Here is an 18787-nt window from a genome sequence, read left to right on the forward strand (position 1 = left end):
TTCTGCCGTAATAAAACTCATACCGTTTAGGTATAGAAGGATAAGAGAATGAGTGTGTTTGGAATAGTTTTATCAGTGCATGTGGTTATTGCAGCATTGATGATAGGGTTGATTTTGATTCAGCATGGTAAAGGCGCTGATGCTGGCGCAGCATTTGGCAGTGGTGCATCCGGTACGGTATTTGGTGCTAAAGGTTCCGGCTCTTTTTTAAGTCGTTCGACAGCTATTTTGGCCGCATTGTTTTTTTCAACAAGTCTAGCGCTTGCTTATCTAGGAGGCAATAGAGCAGCACCTGAAGATATTATTGATGGCTTGACGGTTTCACAACCAGCAAAATCAACAGAAGCTACGCCTGCGGACTTAATCAACAACCTTGTGGAACCAACAGATGAGCTGGCTAAGCAAAACGGTATGAAGCCTGCTGATGACCTGCCCATTCCTGATTAACTGAATGGATTTGCCGAGGTGGTGGAATTGGTAGACACGCTATCTTGAGGGGGTAGTGTCCTATGGACGTGCGGGTTCAAATCCCGCTCTCGGCACCAATAATTATAAGCATTAAAATTCATTGATGAGTAATCAATTTACAATTGTTATCTTTCTGATTTTTTCGATTCTTATGGCTAATTTGCCATGGTTAAGCGATAAACTTTTTTGTATTAGACAAATCGCGCATAAATCAGGCTGGTTTCGCTGGTTTGAATGGCTATGTTGGTATGTGCTGACGTTCAGTGTTGGCTTTGCTTTGGAATACAAAATAATGGGAACGAATACTACGCAGAATTGGGAGTTCTACGTGGTTACAATATGTTTATTTGTTGTCTTTGCTTTGCCGAGCTTTATCTATCATTATGATTTAAAAAAAATTCTTAAATCTCGAGAAAAAGAATAGCTTAATATCGCCTAGCTAATAAGGAATGATGGTTTTTAAGTAAAAAAAGTCGAATATCAGCTATAATTCATCTTTTTTATTAAGGAGATTGTTAGAAATGAAAGCACCTGTTCATGTAGCCGTTACCGGCGCCGCTGGTCAAATTTCGTACTCATTATTATTTCGTATAGCATCTGGCGACTTTTTAGGCCCAGATCAGCCAATTTGTTTACACCTATTAGAAATCACACCTGCTTTAGGTGCGCTTGAGGGTGCGGTTATGGAATTGAACGATTGTGCATTTCCTTTATTACAAAGTGTTTCAATGTCTGATGATGCTGAAGTTGCCTTTAAAGATATCGATTTTGCATTCTTAGTAGGTGCTCGTCCACGTGGTCCTGGTATGGAACGTAAAGACTTGTTGGAAGCAAATGCGGCCATCTTTTCGGTACAAGGTAAAGCCTTAAATAAAGTTGCTAAACGTGATGTTCGTGTATTAGTGGTGGGTAACCCTGCAAATACAAATGCATTGATTGCGATGAATAATGCACCAGACCTTGACCCACGTAACTTCACAGCAATGACACGTTTAGACCATAATCGTGCGATGAGCTTATTGGCCGAAAAAACGGGTAATCATAATACGGACGTTACTAAGATGACAATCTGGGGCAACCACTCAGCAACACAATACCCAGACCTTCACAATTGCTTAATCAACGGTGAAGATGCGTTATCTAAGGTCGATGCAAGCTGGTATGCCGATGACTTTATTCCTGCTGTTCAACAACGTGGCGCTGCCATTATTAAAGCACGTGGCTTGTCAAGCGCAGCGTCTGCTGCCAGTTCTGCATTAGACCATATGCGTACTTGGGTGCAAGGAACAGCAGACGGCGATTGGGTGAGTATGGGAATTCCAAGTGATGGAAGCTATGGTATTGAAGAAGGTTTAATTTACTCATTCCCTGTGACTGTTAAAGACGGTGACTATTCAATCGTTCAAGGTCTTGAAATTAATGATTTTAGTCGTGAAAGAATGATCGCAACGGAAAATGAGCTTAAAGAAGAACGTGATGGTGTAAAGCACCTGCTTTAATTGTTCTATGCGTTTAAAAAGGCCATGCATTTGCATGGCTTTTTTTTTGCGTGTTATAAGGGGGTAATTCTAAAAGAGAAAACATAATGATCGAGATGACAGCGTCAAAAATTAAGGGTTCATCTTGTGTTTTTGCCGTCAACGAGAAGGGGCAGTCGATTGAAATTGAATTGGTTGAAGAACGTGCGCTAACCATCTATATCGATAAAAAAGAAATAGTAACCTTAATGACGATGGGGTCTTTTCCTGAATTGTTGGTGTTGGGTTACCTTAAAAATCAAACCTTCTTTGAGACTATCGGAGATATAAAGGTACTTCAAGTTGATTGGCAAACCAATGCTGCAGTGATTGTATCGAGTAAAAAGAACCCTAATATTGAGAAATTAAAAGCACGTCGAACAATTACTTCAGGGTGTGGACAAGGCACGATGTTTGGTAATGTTGTTGAGAGTTTAAAGGGGCAGGTGTTAGCCAAACGTAGTATTGAACAATCTGTATTGTATTATTTGCTTAATCATTTTGGGCAACGTAACCAAGTCTATAAAAAGGCGGGTGCTGTTCATGGTTGTGCGCTTTGTAAAGGTAAGGAGGTATTGTTCTTTGTTGAAGACGTAGGGCGTCATAATGCCGTTGATACTATTGCTGGACATATGTGGTTGAAGGGTATTAAAGGTGATGACTGTGTTTTCTACACAACAGGGCGTTTAACCTCTGAAATGGTTATCAAGGTCGCGCAAATGGGGGTGCCTATATTATTGTCTCGTTCTGGGGCCACTAAGATGGGGTTTGAGCTTGCCTGCGAGTTTGGTGTAACTTTAATTTCGCGAGCAAAAGGGCAACATTTTCAAGTTTTGAATGGGGCCGAGCGGATAGTGTTTGATGTAACAGCTTAAGTTTAGGCTGTATTTTCATTCGGCTTACGTAGCAACGCTTCGGCGTGCACTAAATCCTCATGACAATTAATGTTATAGAAAGGGTCAAGCAAGCTATCACTGAAGTCTGGGAGGGAGACTTTGTAGCGAGATGTCCATAAATCAATTTTGCGTATATTCTCCTTGCTTAGTGCAGCTTCCAGATCATCAAGTAGCCTTATTGGCCATAAGGCAATAACGGGGTGTGTGCGACCATTTGAAGTGGCGCAGGCAATATCGGCGGTGTTTTCAAGCATTGATTGATAAAGCGTGGAAACTAAATTTTGGGGTATAAAAGGCGTATCAACGGGCACAGAGGCAATCCATTGTACACCGGGTTGATGCTTTCTTACCCACTGCATGCAGGCTAAAAGCCCGGCTAAAGGTCCTAAGAACCCTTCTAATGAATCTTTAATAATAGGTAAATCATAAGAAGACAGTTGCTGGCTCTCCTTGTTGCTACTAATAATAATTGAGTCGCATTGAGGAGACAATCGCTCTAATACGTGTTCAAAAAGAGGCTTATGAGCGAGTTGAATGAAGCCCTTGTCTTGGTTGTTCATCCTTCTCGAGAGACCACCTGACAGGATGACGCCGATAATTTTATTTGAGTTGTTGGGCATTAAATTGGCTCTACATTGACAGCTGAGAACTTGTATTCAGGTATTTTTCCAAAAGGGTCCAGATCATGACTGGTCAATAAATTAGCCGCTGCTTCGACGTAAGCAAACGGGATGAATATGAGGCCAGTTTGTACTTTATGGTCAACACGAACCTTGATGTTAATAGATCCTCGGCGGCTTGAAACGCAAACCATGTCACCTGCTTGTACCTTAAGCGCTGAACAATCGGTGGGGCTCATTTGAACAAAAGCTTCTGGTTCGAGTGTGTTGAGTACTTCACTGCGTCGAGTTATTGCGCCAGTGTGCCAATGTTCTAGTAGTCTGCCTGTTGTCAGAATAAAGTCGTATTCGGTGTCTAATTTGTCATTAGCCGGCAAAAAGCTTGCAGGGATAAATTTTCCGCGTCCGTCTTCAGTGGGGAAACCATCGGCAAAAACGATATCGTGACCAGCTTCCTTAGGGGACGGGCAAGGGTAGGTGACAGAATGCTCTTGCTCAAGACGTTCCCAGCTGATGTTAGCTAATGAGGGCATGGCTAACAGCATTTCATGATAGATATCTTTTGGTGTTGAATAGGGCCACTCTAAACCTAAACGCTGAGCGATCTGATGTGTAATCCACCAGTCAGCTTTTGCATTGCCTGGTGGTTCAACAGCTTGTCGCCCCATTTGTACCTGTCTGTTTGAGTTTGTTACAGTACCATTTTTTTCCGGCCACGCGGTAGCAGGTAAAACAACGTCTGCAAACATAGCTGTTTCGGTTAGAAAAATATCTTGTACAACAAGGTGCTCTAATTTAGCCAGTGCTGCACGGGCATGGTTTAAATTAGGGTCTGACATGGCGGGATTTTCCCCCATGATGTACATGGACTTAATGCTGTTGCGATGTATCGCATGCATAATTTCAACGACTGTTAAGCCTTCTTTGGGGTTCAAGGGTGTGTCCCATAGGGATTCAAAAAAGGTTTGTGTTTCACAGTCACTTATTGGCTTGTAGTCGGGGTAAAACATTGGGATTAAAGCAGCATCCGAGGCGCCTTGAACATTATTCTGGCCGCGTAGAGGGTGGAGGCCTGTGCCGGGGCGTCCTATATGACCACACATTAAGGCTAATGAAATAAGGCAACGCGCATTGTCTGTTCCGTGTGTATGCTGTGAGATGCCCATACCCCAAAAAATAATGGCAGATTTGGCGGTTGCATATTTCCTTGCAACTGTTTTGATGGTGTCGGCAGTTACACCGCAAATACTCTGCATTTTTTCAGGCGCATAGTCTTTAAGGTGTGTAGCAAACAGCTTAAAACCAGAGGTGTGTTGATCAATATAATGTTGATTATAAAGTTTTTCATCAACAATCACGTGCATGATGGCGTTCAGTAAGGCAACATCTGTGCTCGGTGTAAACTGTAGCATATGCGTTGCTTGTTGTTTTAACGCTTGAGCCCTAGGATCCATCACAACCAATTCGGTACCGCGCTCGACAGCTTGTTTAAAAAAGGTTGCTGCAACGGGGTGGTTTTCACTTGGATTCGCGCCAATAATGATGATCAAATCGCTGTCTTCAGCTGCCATAAACGGTGCGGTAACGGCCCCTGAACCAATTGTTTCCATGAGTGCGGCAACGGAGGAAGCATGACATAAACGTGTGCAGTGATCGACGTTATTAGTGCCAAAGCCGGCTCGAATTAGTTTTTGGAAAATATAAGCTTCTTCATTAGAGCACTTTGCAGAGCCAAAGCCAGCCAGGGAATCAGCACCATGCTGTTGTTTAATGTCTGAAAAACCTTTCGCAGCAAGATTAAGTGCTTCTTCCCAAGAGGCTTTTCTAAAATGCGAGTAGGGGTTAGCTGGGTCGATATTAACGCCTTTTTCGATACCCTCTTTTCTGATTAGCGGCTCGGTAAGTCGCTGTTCAGATGTAATGTAATCAAAACCAAAGCGGCCTTTTACGCATAAACGGCCTTGGTTAGAGGGGCCATTAGCACCTTCGACAGAGCAGATTTTGTTATCGTTAACCTTTAAGTTAACTTGGCAACCTACACCGCAATAGGGGCAAACGGATTGTACTTGTTTGTCTGTCTTAGTGACTTTGGCTGAAGCAGGTGAGAGTGCATTAGTTGGGCAGGCTTGAACGCACTCACCACAAGCAACGCAGGTGGATTGCCCCATTGGGTCGTCAAAATCAAAAATTATTTTTTCATCATGACCTCGCTCAGCTAGACCAATCACACCATTAACTTGAATTTCTCGGCAGGCACGAACGCACAACGTACAATGAATACAGGCATCAAGCTTTACAGAGATGGCTGGGTGAGATAAGTCGGGGGTGTTAGTTACTTTTTTTGGAAATCGTGAAGGCCCAATCTCCATGGATTGCACCAAATTATCGAAAGTTGATCCCGCAATCGTCTGCTCATCTACATCGGTACTTAATAATTCGATGACAAGCCGACGAGCTGCTGTGGCACGTTTACTCTGTGTGTGAACGACCATATCATCGCTAGGGTGTCTGCAACACGAAGCGGCGAGTGTGCGTTCGCCGTCAATTTCAACCATGCAGGCCCGGCAGTTGCCATCGGAGCGATAACCGGGCTTATTGTTAAAACATAAATGCGGAATAGTGGTGCCGAGTCGTTTAGCGACTTGCCAAATTGATTCTTCAGGTTCAGCAGAAACCTTTTTGCCATCTATTACAAATGAAACTAAATTGCTCATTTAGACCTCATCGCCGAAATATTTAATGCTCGATAAAATTGGGTTTGGAGCGGCTTGGCCTAGTCCGCAGATTGATGCGTCAGCCATTGTTGTACATAACTCTTTTAATAGTGGTTTATTCCACTGCTGTTCGGATAACAAGGAGCTGGCCTTTTCACAGCCAACTCTACAGGGGCTGCATTGACCGCAACTTTCATCATTAAAAAATGCAAGTAGGTTTTGACTCGTTGCCTTGATGCTATCCTTGTCTGATAAAACAATAATGGCATGCGAACCTATAAAGCAGCCGTACTCTGTTAAGCTGCCAAAATCTAACGGAATATTGTCTAAGGATGAAGGCAAGATACCACCAGAGGCACCGCCCGGTAGGTAAGCTTTAAATGAATGCCCCTTAAGCATACCGCCTGCTAAATGAATTAATTCGCGAATATTGCTGCCAGCGGGGGCAACAATGACACCGGGTTTATTGATACGACCTGATACTGAAAATGTGCGCAAGCCACTGGCCCCATTTTTACCTTGTTGTGCAAAGTGCTCACCGCCATCAGTTAAAATTGTGGGAATCCAGTACAAGGTTTCAACGTTTTGTACTAAGGTCGGCCGACCAAATAAGCCTTGATGGGCAACATAAGGCGGGCGTTGGCGGGGAATGCCACGTTTACCTTCAATTGATTCAATCATTGCAGATTCTTCGCCGCAAATGTAGGCGCCAGCGCCGCGCCTAACCTCGATATAATCTTCTTTAATGATCTTATGGTTAATGAGGAGTTGAATTTCGTTGTGCAATAATTGATGGATGGCGGGGTATTCGTCGCGCAAATAAATAAAGATTTTATTAGCATCAATAATATATGCTGCGATGAGCAGGCCTTCTAAAAATTGATGTGGCGCGGTGGACAAGTAATGTCTGTCTTTAAATGTGCCGGGTTCGCCTTCATCGGCATTTACACAAAAATACTTAGGAGCGGGCTCGGCTTTTACAAGACGTAATTTACTGGCAGTAGGAAACCCCGCCCCACCTAAACCTTTTAAATTGCTTTTTTCAATTTCGTTAATAGCGTCAGTGACGCTGAGAGTTTGTTTGCTCAGCGATGCGAGTAATTGATACCCGTTTGCGTTTATGTATTGTTCATAACGTTGGTATGTAGGCACATTGGCCTGTGTCAGGTTGTTCTGTGCAGCGTACAGGAGCGAGCTGGAGGTTACCTGACCGAGATAATTTTTGCCAACAGCAGCAGCGGGTGCTTGGTTGCATAAACCCATGCATGGGGCGGATGTTATTCGAATGTTTTCTGGGTTTTGCTTGTTTAATTCTAGTATTAAATTATCAGCACCGGCCAGACAGCAGCTTAAGGACTGACAAACACGAATTGTGATAGGTGGTGGTGCGGCCTCATTTTCTTTGATGACATCAAAATGATGATAAAAAGTGGCAACTTCATAGACCGCCGCTTGAGGTAATTTTAGTATATCTGCCAAGGCCATTAAGTGCTGTTCGCTGATATAGGACCAAGTATCTTGTATAAGGTGTAAGTACTCAATAAGAAGGTCTTTTCGATGTGGTTTGTTAGCAAGTAATTGCTTTATCGCTTGTTGAGCGTTGGCATCGAGTTGACGTCCTTTCTCAGTAAACTTCCCTTTACGTTTTTTTTTATTACCAGGTCTGACGATATGGCTTGGATCATTGGGCATAAATAATGATGAGATCGGTGGTGACGTAGCTATCAAAGATACCACAAAAAAGGCCATGCATGAGCATGGCCTTTGAGGTTAACGTTTATGATTGACGTTATTATTTTAGTTGCGGCCCAGCAGCTACGAGAGATTTTCCTTCTTCGTTATCTGTGTACTTTTCGAAATTAAGTTCAAATAAGTGAGCAAGCTCATGGGCGCGTTTTTCCCAATCAGCTTCATTTTCATAGGTGTTTCGTGGGTCAAGAATGTCCGTGTTAACGCCTGGTAACGCGGTTGGTATTTCTAAATTGAAGTAGGGAATATGTGTTGTTTCTGCTTCTTCAATTGAACCATCAAGGATTGCATTAATGATAGCGCGGGTATCTTTAATCGAAATTCGTTTTCCCGTGCCGTTCCATCCAGTATTAACCAAGTAGGCTTCGGCATTAACAGCCTCCATACGTTTCACTAATTCCTGTGCGTATTTGGTGGGGTGTAATGATAAAAATGCTGCACCGAAGGCCGCTGAGAATGTTGGCGTTGGCGCTGTAATGCCTCGTTCAGTACCGGCTAACTTTGCAGTAAAGCCAGATAGGAAATAATATTTAGTTTGCGCGGCTGTTAATTTTGAGACCGGCGGTGTTACGCCAAACGCATCGGCGGTTAAAAAAATAACCTTTTTAGCATGGCCACCTTTTGAAACTGGCTTAACAATATTGTCAATATGATCAATTGGGTAAGAAACACGCGTGTTTTCGGTTTTAGAATTATCAGCAAATTGAATGACGTTATCTTCAGATAAAGTAACGTTTTCTAAAAGAGCATCGCGACGAATAGCACCATAAATTTCAGGTTCGTCTTCTTCGCTTAAATTGATAACTTTAGCATAGCAGCCACCTTCAAAATTAAACACGCCATCATCATCCCAGCCATGTTCATCATCACCAATCAATTGACGGTCTTTATCGGTGGATAGTGTTGTTTTGCCTGTTCCAGACAAACCGAAGAACACTGCAACATCGCCATCTTTACCAACATTGGCAGAGCAATGCATTGAGGCTATACCGCGCAGTGGAAGCAGGTAGTTCATCATGCTGAACATGCCCTTTTTCATTTCACCACCATACCAAGTGCCACCGATAAGCTGCATTTTTTCGGTTAGGTTGAAAGCAATGAAGTTTTCTGAGTTAAGGCCGTGCTCCTGCCAATCGGGGTTATTTGTTTTGGCACCATTTAAAACAACGAAGTCTGGTTCAAAATCAACCAATTCTTCTTCTGTTGGGCGAATAAACATATTTTTTACAAAATGTGCCTGCCAAGCGACTTCAACAATAAAGCGTACCGCCAAACGGGTATCTTTATTGGCACCACAGTAGGTGTCTACAACAAATAATCGTTGACCAGATAATTGTTTAGTGACAATGTTTTTAAGGTGTCCCCAGTTTTCTTCTGATAAGGGTTTATTATCATTTTTGCCTTGGGTAGACCACCAAACGGTATCACGTGATACGTCATCCATCACGATGTATTTATCTTTTGGTGAGCGTCCAGTGAAAATACCGGTATCGACTGCAACAGCACCTAAGTTAGTTACAGTTCCCTTTTCATAGCCTGTTAGATCGTCTCGAGTTTCTTCTTCAAATAAAAGGTCGAAAGAAGGGTTGTAGATAACTTCGCTAGGGTTGGTTATCCCGTATTGGGTGAGGTCTATGGTGTTAGACATTGTTGGAGCTCCGGTATTATTAAGTTAATTTGTTGTTTTCGATTACTGCGTAGGCAGAATGATTGTGTATGGATTCAAAGTTTTCAGCTTCTAGGGTATAAGCTAAAATTCGCTGGTCATCGTTAAGTGCACTAGCAATATCCCTTACGACATCTTCTACGAATTTAGGGTTGTCGTAGGCGAGCTCAGTAACGTATTTTTCATCAGGCCTTTTTAATAGGCTGAAAAGTTCACTCGATGCCTGCTTTTCAACCAGCTGGATAATGTCTTCAGCGCAAATATTGTCACCAATTTCTGCGGTAACGGTGATATGAGAACGCTGGTTATGCGCGCCATATTCAGAGATTTTCTTTGAACAAGGGCATAAGCTGGTAACGGGGATGACTACTGTAATTTTGATTTTGTGATCACTTTTTGACCAGTACCCGTCAAGCTTTATTTGATAGTCTAATAAGCTTTTAACGCCAGTAATAGGGGCAGACTTGTTAACAAAATATAGGAACTCTGTGGTTAGGTAACCTGTTTCCGCTTCAAGGGTGTGGGTCATTTTTTCTAATAATGCACTGAACCCCTTAATAGATAATTGCTGGCAATCTTCATTCAAAAGGGCCACAAAACGTGACATATGAGTGCCCTTTTGATGATGAGGTAAGTTGACAGACATGTTAAAGGTGCCAACAGTTGCTCGTTGGTGACCGTCCCTATCGACAAAAACAAATGGGTGGCGGATATCCTTTATGCCGACTTTATTAATGGGCATATTTCTAGAATCTGGGTGGTTTTGTACGTCTTCGATGGTCATATTTAGTAAGTAGGCTGTGTTGTATCAGGTGTTTGTTTTATTTAAGCTGCTGCTTATATAGTTTTTTATGCTTTGAGTGTCGAGACCTGCTTCTTGCAATAGTTCTTCTCTTGAACCGTGTTCAAGATTAAGGTCTGGCAAGCCAATGTTTAAGACCTTGGTATCGATTGAAGCTTGGTTAATAAACTCGTTAACACCGCTGCCTGCACCACCTTTGATAACATTTTCCTCCAGTGTCACCAACGTGTTGTGAGTGCTAGCAATATGTTTGATCATGTCTTCATCCAAGGGTTTTATAAAGCGCATGTTGATCACCGTTGCATTAAATTCCTCGGCTACTTCAAGTGCTTGTGTTACCGATGAGCCAAATGCTAATAAGGCGATATCTTTGCCTTCCCTTAGAGTAACGGCTTTGCCAATTGGAATGTTATCAAGTGTATTACTAATAGTGACCCCAGGACCTTTACCGCGTGGATAACGTACTGCAACTGGTCCTTTATGTTGAATCCCTGTTGTTAACATAAGTCGACATTCGTTTTCGTCAGCGGGCGCCATAATAACCATATTTGGGATGCAGCGCAGGTAGCTAAAGTCGTACGAACCAGCATGAGTGGGGCCATCAGGGCCAACTAAGCCTGCACGGTCAATAGCAAAAAGAACAGGGAGTTTTTGCAAGGCAACGTCGTGAATAAGTTGATCATATCCACGTTGTAAAAACGTTGAATAAATAGCAACAACAGGCTGTAAGCCTTCGCAAGCCATTCCCGCCGCTAAGGTAACAGCGTGTTGTTCAGCTATACCAACATCAAAAAAACGCTCTGGGTATTGCTGTTCAAATGTCACCATGCCAGAGCCTTCACGCATGGCAGGGGTAATGCCAACGAGTTTGTCATTTTCTTTAGCCATATCACAAAGCCATTGGCCAAAAACTTCACTATAAGTGGCTGAACTAGGTGCCTTTTCTGGTAACTTTTCTTTACTTGGGTCAAAGGTTGAAACGCCGTGGTATCCAATTGGGTCCGCTTCAGCAGGGGAGTAGCCCTTACCTTTTTGGGTCACAATGTGTAAGAATTGTGGGCCTTGTAAGTCTTTTAGGTTGGATAATGTTTTAACTAAAGTGGGGAGGTCGTGACCATCAATAGGTCCAATATAGTTGAAGCCCATCTCTTCAAATAATGTCCCCGGTATAACCATGCCTTTTACGTGTTCTTCAGTTCGTCTTGCCAATTCCCAAACACTGGGCATGTTAGCCATCACCTTTTTGCTACCTTCTTTTACGGTTGTGTAGAATTTTCCGGATAAGATTTTAGCTAAATAGTTTTTCATCGCCCCGACATTTGGCGAAATAGACATGTCGTTGTCGTTTAAAATAACCAGTAAATTTGCATCTAAGGCACCGGCGTGATTTAGTGCTTCAAAAGCCATACCACCGGTTATTCCACCATCACCAATAATAGCAACTGTACGTTTTTCATCGTTATTTATAGCGGCGGCAATGGCCATACCTAAAGCGGCACTGATTGATGTACTCGAGTGGCCAACGCCAAATGCGTCGTATTCACTTTCTGCACGTGTTACAAAAGGGGTAACGCCGTGTTTTTTACGAATTGTTGAAATCTTATCTTTACGCCCAGTTAAAATTTTGTGTGGGTAAGCCTGGTGGCCAACATCCCAAATTAATTTATCAGTAGGGGTATCGAAAACATAATGTAAGGCAATGGTTAGTTCAACGGTACCAAGCCCTGCTGACAAATGTCCCCCTGATTTACTGACGGAGGAAATTAGAAACTCACGTAGCTCATGTGACAAACCAATAAGCTCCTCTTCCGTAAGGTTACGAAGGTCGTTTGGTATATCAACTTTATCGAGAATAGGGTATTTTGCCAGTGGCGTCACGTAATGCTCATAATACGTTAGGTTAAGGTTGCGTATTATCGTTTGCAAGCAAAGACTATGCAAGTGAATACTGGTCTAAGGACCATGTACTTAAGATATCCGTGAGATAGTGAACTGTGCGATATCCCTAAGGTAATTAGCGCGGTGATCAAAATTTGAAAGACTTTGTATAGCCTCGTCATGCAAATCTTTGGTTAAGTGTTTCGAAGCCTTTAAGCCTAAAATAGAAGGGTAGGTGGACTTCTCAGCTTGCCGATCCTTACCTTGTGTTTTGCCGAGTGTTGAAGTGGATGAGGTTTCATCAAGAATATCATCTTGTACTTGAAACGCCAGTCCGATACATTCTGCATAATGTTTTAGGTGGCGATACTGGCTATCTGTTGTTTGAAACTTTAAACTTGCGACTAAAGTGATACAGCTACAGATCAAGGCCCCTGTTTTATGTAGGTGCATATTTTCAATTTCAGCAATGGAAATGGACTTTCCTTCATTAGTCAGATCAATGGCTTGGCCGCCGACCATGCCTCTTGAACCGGCAGCTTGTGATAACAGTTGAATACAGGTTATTTTTTGTTCATTGCTGCAATCCGCCTTTGCCAGCACGTTGAAGGCGAGTGTTAATAACGCGTCTCCGGTTAAAATAGCAGTTGCTTCGTCAAAGGCTTTATGACAACTCGGTTTGCCACGACGTAAATCGTCGTCGTCCATCGATGGAAGGTCGTCATGAATGAGTGAATAAGCGTGAATAAGCTCAATTGAGCTAGCTATGCTGTCTAATATGGGTTGTTGTATTTCAAGTAAGTCCCCAGTCGCATAGACGAGCATCGCACGAATACGTTTGCCACCATTAAGAGTTGAATAACGCATGGCTTCGTGCAATCGCTTGGGTTCAATATGACTCGCGGGAAGATAGCGCGCTAGCGCGGTTTCTATTTGTTGTGTTTTGGCGCTTTGGAAGTCTTTAAAAACAGTCATGGCTGTGGGTAAATTAAATATTTAATCGAAATCGACGGGTTTTGCCAAGGCGGAGCTGTTTAATAGAGTTTCAACTTTTTGTTCAGCGTCTGTAAGTGACTTTTGACAGGATTGAATTAACTTGATGCCTAATTCAAACTCTTTTAGTGATTCTTCGAGACTCAAGTCTCCATTTTCCATACGGTCAACAAGTTCTTCTAAGGATTGAAGTGATGATTCTAAATCGAGTTTTTTTGCTTTGGCCATTAGTTTTGTCGTTGATTTTGTAAAAGGAAATACGTTACCTTAACTAGACTGGATAGGGTCACTATTTTTTTAAAATGCTTGTCGTGTTAGTTAGCACGAAGCAATCATATTGACATCAAATAGATGGTAACGTATCTTGAGCTTACTATTAGACCCAGTCTAAAGGTAGAATTGATATCATTCAACTTATTAAGAGGAATTACTATGTCACTTAAAGGTTCTCAAACAGAACAGAATTTAAAAGATGCGTTTGCTGGTGAGTCACAAGCAAACCGTCGTTACCTATACTTCGCAAACAAAGCAGACATCGAAGGATACAACGATGTGTCTACTGTTTTCCGTTCAACTGCAGAAGGTGAAACAGGCCATGCACACGGTCACTTAGAATATTTAGAAGAAACAGGTGATCCAGCAACAGGTCTGCCAATTGGTGGAACTGAAGATAACTTAAAAGCAGCGATTGCCGGTGAGACGCATGAGTACACGGATATGTATCCGGGTATGGCAAAAACAGCACGTGACGAAGGTCACGATGAAATTGCTGATTGGTTTGAAACACTGGCAAAAGCGGAGCGTTCACACGCGAATCGTTTCCAAAAAGCGTTAGATAGCTTAAACGCTTAAGTGTTGATTTAGATCAAAAGGAGGGTACGCATGTGCTCTCCTTTTTTTTGGAGATAAATAAATGAGAGAAGGTAGCTTAGAGGCCCCCACAAGGCATCCAATAGATTGGAAAGGCGCTAGTTTTTACGATGAGGCTAATTTATTCAACGAATTAGATCGTGTGTTTGATATTTGTCATGGTTGTCGTCGTTGTTTTAATTTATGTAATGCGTTTCCATTATTGTTTGATGTCATTGATGAGTCAGAAACAATGGAACTCGATAGCGTCGATAAAAAAGTCTATTGGGATGTGGTCGATAATTGCTATCTATGTGACATGTGCTTTATGTCAAAATGCCCTTATGTGCCTCCTCATGAATGGGACTTGGATTTCCCACACTTAATGCTTCGTGCGAAGGCCGTTAAGTTTGAAAAAAATGAAGTCAAACAACGCGATAAATTAATTACATCCACCGATAGAATTGGTAAATTAGCGTCTATCCCCATCGTTGTTAATGTGGTGAATGCAGCGAACCAGAACAAGACAATTCGACGAGTTTTAGACAGCCAATTAGGGATTCATAACGAAGCGGTTATCCCAGCCTATCATACCGAAACAGCAAGGAAAAAATTTGCCCAGCAAAAACATGATGCTTCGGGTGTGCAAGCTTGCGGAGAAACAACCGGAAAAGTGGCTATTTTTACCACCTGTTATGGTAACTATAATCGACCAGATTTAGTAAATGATTTGGTTGATGTGCTAGAGCATAATAATGTTGCGGTAACGATGGCAAGTAAAGAGAACTGTTGTGGTATGCCTAAGCTTGAACTGGGTGATCTTAAAGAGGTAGAGCGTTTAAAAAACAATAACATTCCACAACTTGTTAAATTGATTGATGAGGGCTGGGATGTAATTGCCCCTGTGCCATCATGTGTTTTGATGTTTAAACAAGAGTTGCCGTTAATGTTTCCAGATGATGAAGAGGTAGCAAAAGTGCGTGATGCTATTTTCGACCCATTTGAGTATTTGATGCTTCGCCATAAATCGAACTTATTAAAAACAGAGTTTAAAGGTGAATTAGGGCAGGTCTCTTATCAAGTTGCTTGTCATTTACGGGTTCAAAATATTGGATTAAAGACGAAAGAGGTATTAGAGTTAATTCCAAATACATCAGTAAATGCGATAGAACGGTGTTCTGGGCATGATGGAACGTATGCGCTAAAAAGTGAGTTCCATGATATAGCTAAAAAAATTGCAAAGCCGGTTGTAAACCGAGTGAAAAAGGCTGAAGCCGATGTGTTTTCAAGCGATTGCCCTATGGCAGCTGATCACATTGCAAGTGGCTTGGAAGATGAGTCAAACGTAAAGAGCCCTATTAGTTTGCTAAAGCAAGCGTACGGCATTTGAACATTAGAGGTTGAAAATGAAAAAGCTAGTTAAAGAAGAACTGTATGGTCTTGAAGAGTATTCGAATAAACGTGATGAATATAGGCAAAAGGTTCGTGCTCATAAACTTAATCGAATAGTGCGAATCGGGGAGAATGTCAGCCTACATTTTGAAGACTATTTAACCATGCGCTACCAGGTTCAAGAAATGTTACGTGCCGAAAAAATCTTTGACTCGGCGGGCATTATCGAAGAAATTGAAACCTATAACCCATTGATTCCTGACGGGCAAAACTGGAAAGCAACAATGATGATTCAGTTTGATAATGCTGGTGATCGTAAAGTGGCGCTGGAAAAAATGATTGGTATTGAACGTGCGACGTGGATTCAAGTAGCGGGTTTTGATAAGGTTCACCCCATTGCTAATGAAGACTTAGAACGTGAAACGAATGAGAAAACATCTTCCGTTCATTTTTTACGCTTTGAGTTGACCCAACCGATGGTGGAAGCGGTGCAAAACGGTGCGATTATCAATGCAGGTGTTGATCACCCAGCATATAAACATGAGGTGACGGTGCCTGATAATATACGAAACTCGTTGGCGAGTGATTTGGATTAATAAGTAAACGCTACGTTTACTCTAGAGTGATTTGCATGGGGTGGGCTTCTAATATGGTGCGAAGAGGCTTTGGGGTATCAAGATAGAAGCCCTGTGCAAAATCAATCCCAATATCTTTCATTTTTTTGAGCGTTGCTTCGTTTTCAACAAACTCTCCTACAGTCTTTTTCCCCATGATGTGTGAAATTTCGTTAATAGATTTCACCATCGCAAGGTCCAAAGGATTGTAGAGCATATTTTGAATAAATTGACCATCAATTTTAAGAATGTCAGCGGGCAATCGCTTGAGGTACTCATACGATGATAGACCGGAGCCAAAGTCATCCAAGGCAATTAAGCAACCCAGTTGTTGTAATTTATTTAGGAAACTCACTCCAAACTCAGGGTTAGTAATAGCGGCTGTTTCAGTTATTTCGAAACAAATCTTATGGGGAGGGATGTTGGCGTCATCGATACACTTTTTGATGAGCTCAAAGCTACCTTGGTGGGCGATGGTCTGCCCTGATAGATTGATGCTAAACCAGTCGACTTGCTCTTGAATGGTTGCCATTGCCTGAATCGAGTTTTTTATAACCCAATGATCAATTTTATACATTAACTTATAGCGTTCTGCAGCAGGCAAAAACACATTGGGTGCGATAATACTGCCATCTGCATCGAGCATACGCACCAATACTTCATAATTTGAGAGCGTATTTTTGGTATTGGAGTCTTCGTTAGAAACAGTGCGTATTTTTTGTACATAACACTCGAAACGATTGGCCTTAAGTGCATCATTTATTTGACTGACTATATTATTTTGTTGTAATCGTAACGCAACTGCTTGATCTGCATTCGTGTGGATGTGAATTTGGTTACGCCCTGCCTCTTTAGCAAGGTAACACGATGTGTCAGCCAGTTTGAGAACATCTTCATATGAATTAAAGCTCTTATCAATGGTAACAATGCCAATACTGACGCCTAGGTTATATTCTTTATCGCCGGATATGAAAATAAAGTCTTCGATATCTTGTCTGATTTGTTCACCTAATGCATGAGCTGCATCGGGTGGGCAGTCTTTTAATAAAATGCAAAACTCATCACCACCTACTCTTGCGAGCAGGTCGGCCGAGCGGACTTGTTTTAAGAGTAATTGACTGACTTCAATAAGTGCCATATCTCCTGCTGCATGGCCACTACTATCATTGATTATTTTGAATTGGTCTAAATCAAGGTAGAGTAAAGCATGAACGGCATTACTGTCTTTTAAGGCATTAATAGAGCGACTAAGTTCTTCATCGAAACCACGACGATTAACGAGTTTTGTTAGGGGGTCATGTGTTGCTTCGAAGCCTAGCTTTTGTGTAAGGAGTGTGTTTTCTGTGATGTCTTTAAAGTACCAAACACGCCCTTTGATGGTCTTATCGTGAATTAAAGGGAAAGACGCTAAATCTAATATAGTGCCATTTTTTAAATAAATGAGTGTTGATGTCTTAACCTCTGAAGAAGGGCTTAAGGACAACACATTTTGCGCGATCTTTTCAGCGTCTTGCATTTTATCCATGCCAGCCTTTAACATTTCTAGTGTTTGGTTGTTCTTTTCTTTTAGTAAGCTGGGTGGAATATCAAAGGTATTAAAAAAAGTCTGGTTAATGGCGATAGCTTTTCTATCAGTATCTTCGACCAGCATACCGTCATCACTGGCTTCCATAATAGCGTGTTGGATATCACTGTATGATTGGAGTTGTTGCTGGTTTCTAATTTTTTCGGTCTGGTCATAGAGCGAAACATGATAGTGTCGGCTACCATTATAATTCAATAAGGAGCCGTGAAATTCGGTGTGAATAGTTTCACCATCCCCTGTGGTTTTTGTACTATTATTGTTTGCGTTACCGTATTTTAAAATATCGTCAAAAAGCTGATCGTACCTATCGTGCTCTTCTTCGGAGAAAAATTGTTTACCATGCTGGTGTAGCAAATCATTTAAATCGCGTTTATGCAATTGGCAATAGGCTTCATTAGCATAAGCAATTTCCCTATCCATGTTGTATAGCACTTGCGGCAATGAGGAATTGTCTATCGCCTCTGTTGCAGACTCAACAAGACTTAAGAGTGTTGGAATATCTACAAGCGTTGAAAGAATAGGGCGGATCATCTCGGCGACTGTATTTATTATATCTTTCGTTTCAGCGTCCCAAATCCGTGTTGAATTACATTGATGAAGTGAGAGACCCCACTTTTCACCATTAGCCTGTTCAATAAGCTTAACGATTTGTGCTTTTATAGAGAAGTCTTTATATACCTTTGATAATTGAGTTGACTCGATATTTTTAAGGTCAAAGGAGACCGGCTCGGTTGTATTTTCAACAGTTTGGCTAATATGCTTAAAAAGTGAGGTTGTTGAGAGGTCGGTTTTTAATTTATTGGCACCAGGGTAGTTGGCTGTGGTTACTTCAATAGGAATCATATGTGTTGAAGCATTGGCTGTACAAGGATAGAGTAATGAACAACGATCTACCTCCAAGTACTCTAGAACTAACTCGAGTGACTTTGTAAGTTGATGATATCCGGACAGAGGCAACTTCAGAGTGTCATGGATTTTATTAAAAAGTTCATCCCTATCCTTCAAAACAACTATCTCCCTAACGTTAATAATTTTTTTTATCAA

15 protein-coding genes, 1 tRNA gene and 1 pseudogene are annotated in these 18787 nt (G+C 41.8%); 8 read left to right on the top strand and 9 right to left on the bottom strand.

Annotation, left to right across the window (positions count from 1 at the left end; translation table 11 throughout):
- Positions 1-48: 48 nt before the first annotated feature.
- From secG to CPC19_RS05590, 5 genes and pseudogenes are all read left to right on the top strand, one after another.
- A pseudogene (secG, locus tag CPC19_RS12080) lies at positions 49-268 on the top strand (preprotein translocase subunit SecG); the annotation flags it as partial.
- Positions 269-459: 191 nt separating this feature from the next.
- Positions 460-545, top strand: a tRNA-Leu gene (locus CPC19_RS05575).
- A gap of 74 nt (positions 546-619) precedes the next feature.
- Entirely contained in the window at positions 620-892 is a 273-nt protein-coding gene (locus CPC19_RS05580) for a DUF2818 family protein (RefSeq protein ID WP_236610522.1), read from the top strand.
- A 97-nt stretch (positions 893-989) separates the two neighbouring features.
- Entirely contained in the window at positions 990-1967 is a 978-nt protein-coding gene (locus tag CPC19_RS05585) for a malate dehydrogenase (protein WP_015006251.1), read from the top strand.
- An 86-nt stretch (positions 1968-2053) separates the two neighbouring features.
- A complete protein-coding gene (locus CPC19_RS05590) occupies positions 2054-2860 on the top strand; it encodes a formate dehydrogenase accessory sulfurtransferase FdhD (protein WP_016390062.1) in 807 nt (268 codons plus the stop codon).
- A 2-nt stretch (positions 2861-2862) separates the two neighbouring features.
- Here the strand turns inward: CPC19_RS05590 and mobA are convergent, their stop codons facing one another.
- The 8 genes from mobA to CPC19_RS05630 all read right to left on the bottom strand — a co-directional run bounded on the left by mobA (position 2863) and on the right by CPC19_RS05630 (position 13531).
- Positions 2863-3501, bottom strand: coding sequence for a molybdenum cofactor guanylyltransferase MobA (gene mobA / locus CPC19_RS05595; RefSeq protein ID WP_020162372.1), 639 nt, complete (start codon positions 3499-3501; stop codon positions 2863-2865).
- The gene (gene fdhF / locus CPC19_RS05600) at positions 3501-6215 is read right to left on the bottom strand and encodes a formate dehydrogenase subunit alpha (RefSeq protein WP_016390064.1); all 2715 of its coding nucleotides are present in this window, start codon (positions 6213-6215) and stop codon (positions 3501-3503) included. Before fdhF ends, mobA begins: the two co-directional genes overlap by 1 nt.
- On the bottom strand, positions 6216-7907 hold the full coding sequence (locus tag CPC19_RS05605; protein WP_051176839.1) for an NAD(P)H-dependent oxidoreductase subunit E: 1692 nt from the start codon (positions 7905-7907) through the stop codon (positions 6216-6218). It lies immediately after the preceding gene.
- 100 nt (positions 7908-8007) lie between these two features.
- Positions 8008-9612, bottom strand: coding sequence for a phosphoenolpyruvate carboxykinase (ATP) (gene pckA, locus CPC19_RS05610; RefSeq protein WP_015006246.1), 1605 nt, complete (start codon positions 9610-9612; stop codon positions 8008-8010).
- A 19-nt stretch (positions 9613-9631) separates the two neighbouring features.
- Entirely contained in the window at positions 9632-10414 is a 783-nt protein-coding gene (folE2, locus tag CPC19_RS05615; RefSeq protein WP_016390066.1) for a GTP cyclohydrolase FolE2, read from the bottom strand.
- Between the two features lie 24 nt (positions 10415-10438).
- Entirely contained in the window at positions 10439-12310 is a 1872-nt protein-coding gene (dxs, locus tag CPC19_RS05620; protein ID WP_016390067.1) for a 1-deoxy-D-xylulose-5-phosphate synthase, read from the bottom strand.
- 90 nt (positions 12311-12400) lie between these two features.
- Positions 12401-13285 carry a polyprenyl synthetase family protein gene (locus tag CPC19_RS05625; protein ID WP_016390068.1) on the bottom strand — a complete coding sequence of 295 codons (885 nt, stop codon included), beginning with the start codon at positions 13283-13285 and terminating at the stop codon, positions 12401-12403.
- Between the two features lie 21 nt (positions 13286-13306).
- Entirely contained in the window at positions 13307-13531 is a 225-nt protein-coding gene (locus tag CPC19_RS05630) for an exodeoxyribonuclease VII small subunit (RefSeq protein ID WP_015006242.1), read from the bottom strand.
- Positions 13532-13735: 204 nt separating this feature from the next.
- On the opposite strand from CPC19_RS05630, the gene CPC19_RS05635 reads away from it, so the two are divergent.
- The 3 genes from CPC19_RS05635 to CPC19_RS05645 all read left to right on the top strand — a co-directional run bounded on the left by CPC19_RS05635 (position 13736) and on the right by CPC19_RS05645 (position 16140).
- The gene (locus CPC19_RS05635) at positions 13736-14155 is read left to right on the top strand and encodes a rubrerythrin family protein (RefSeq protein ID WP_015006241.1); all 420 of its coding nucleotides are present in this window, start codon (positions 13736-13738) and stop codon (positions 14153-14155) included.
- 61 nt (positions 14156-14216) lie between these two features.
- Entirely contained in the window at positions 14217-15542 is a 1326-nt protein-coding gene (locus CPC19_RS05640) for a heterodisulfide reductase-related iron-sulfur binding cluster (RefSeq protein WP_016390069.1), read from the top strand.
- 16 nt (positions 15543-15558) lie between these two features.
- Positions 15559-16140: a DUF3501 family protein gene (locus CPC19_RS05645; RefSeq protein WP_016390070.1), complete on the top strand. Its 582-nt coding sequence runs from the start codon at positions 15559-15561 to the stop codon at positions 16138-16140.
- 16 nt (positions 16141-16156) lie between these two features.
- Here CPC19_RS05645 and CPC19_RS05650 read toward each other — a convergent pair whose 3' ends face one another.
- Positions 16157-18586 carry a bifunctional diguanylate cyclase/phosphodiesterase gene (locus CPC19_RS05650; protein ID WP_016390071.1) on the bottom strand — a complete coding sequence of 810 codons (2430 nt, stop codon included), beginning with the start codon at positions 18584-18586 and terminating at the stop codon, positions 16157-16159.
- Positions 18587-18787 lie beyond the last annotated feature (201 nt).

This window comes from Cycloclasticus sp. PY97N, from assembly GCF_002443175.1.
Lineage (GTDB): Bacteria > Pseudomonadota > Gammaproteobacteria > Methylococcales > Cycloclasticaceae > Cycloclasticus > Cycloclasticus pugetii.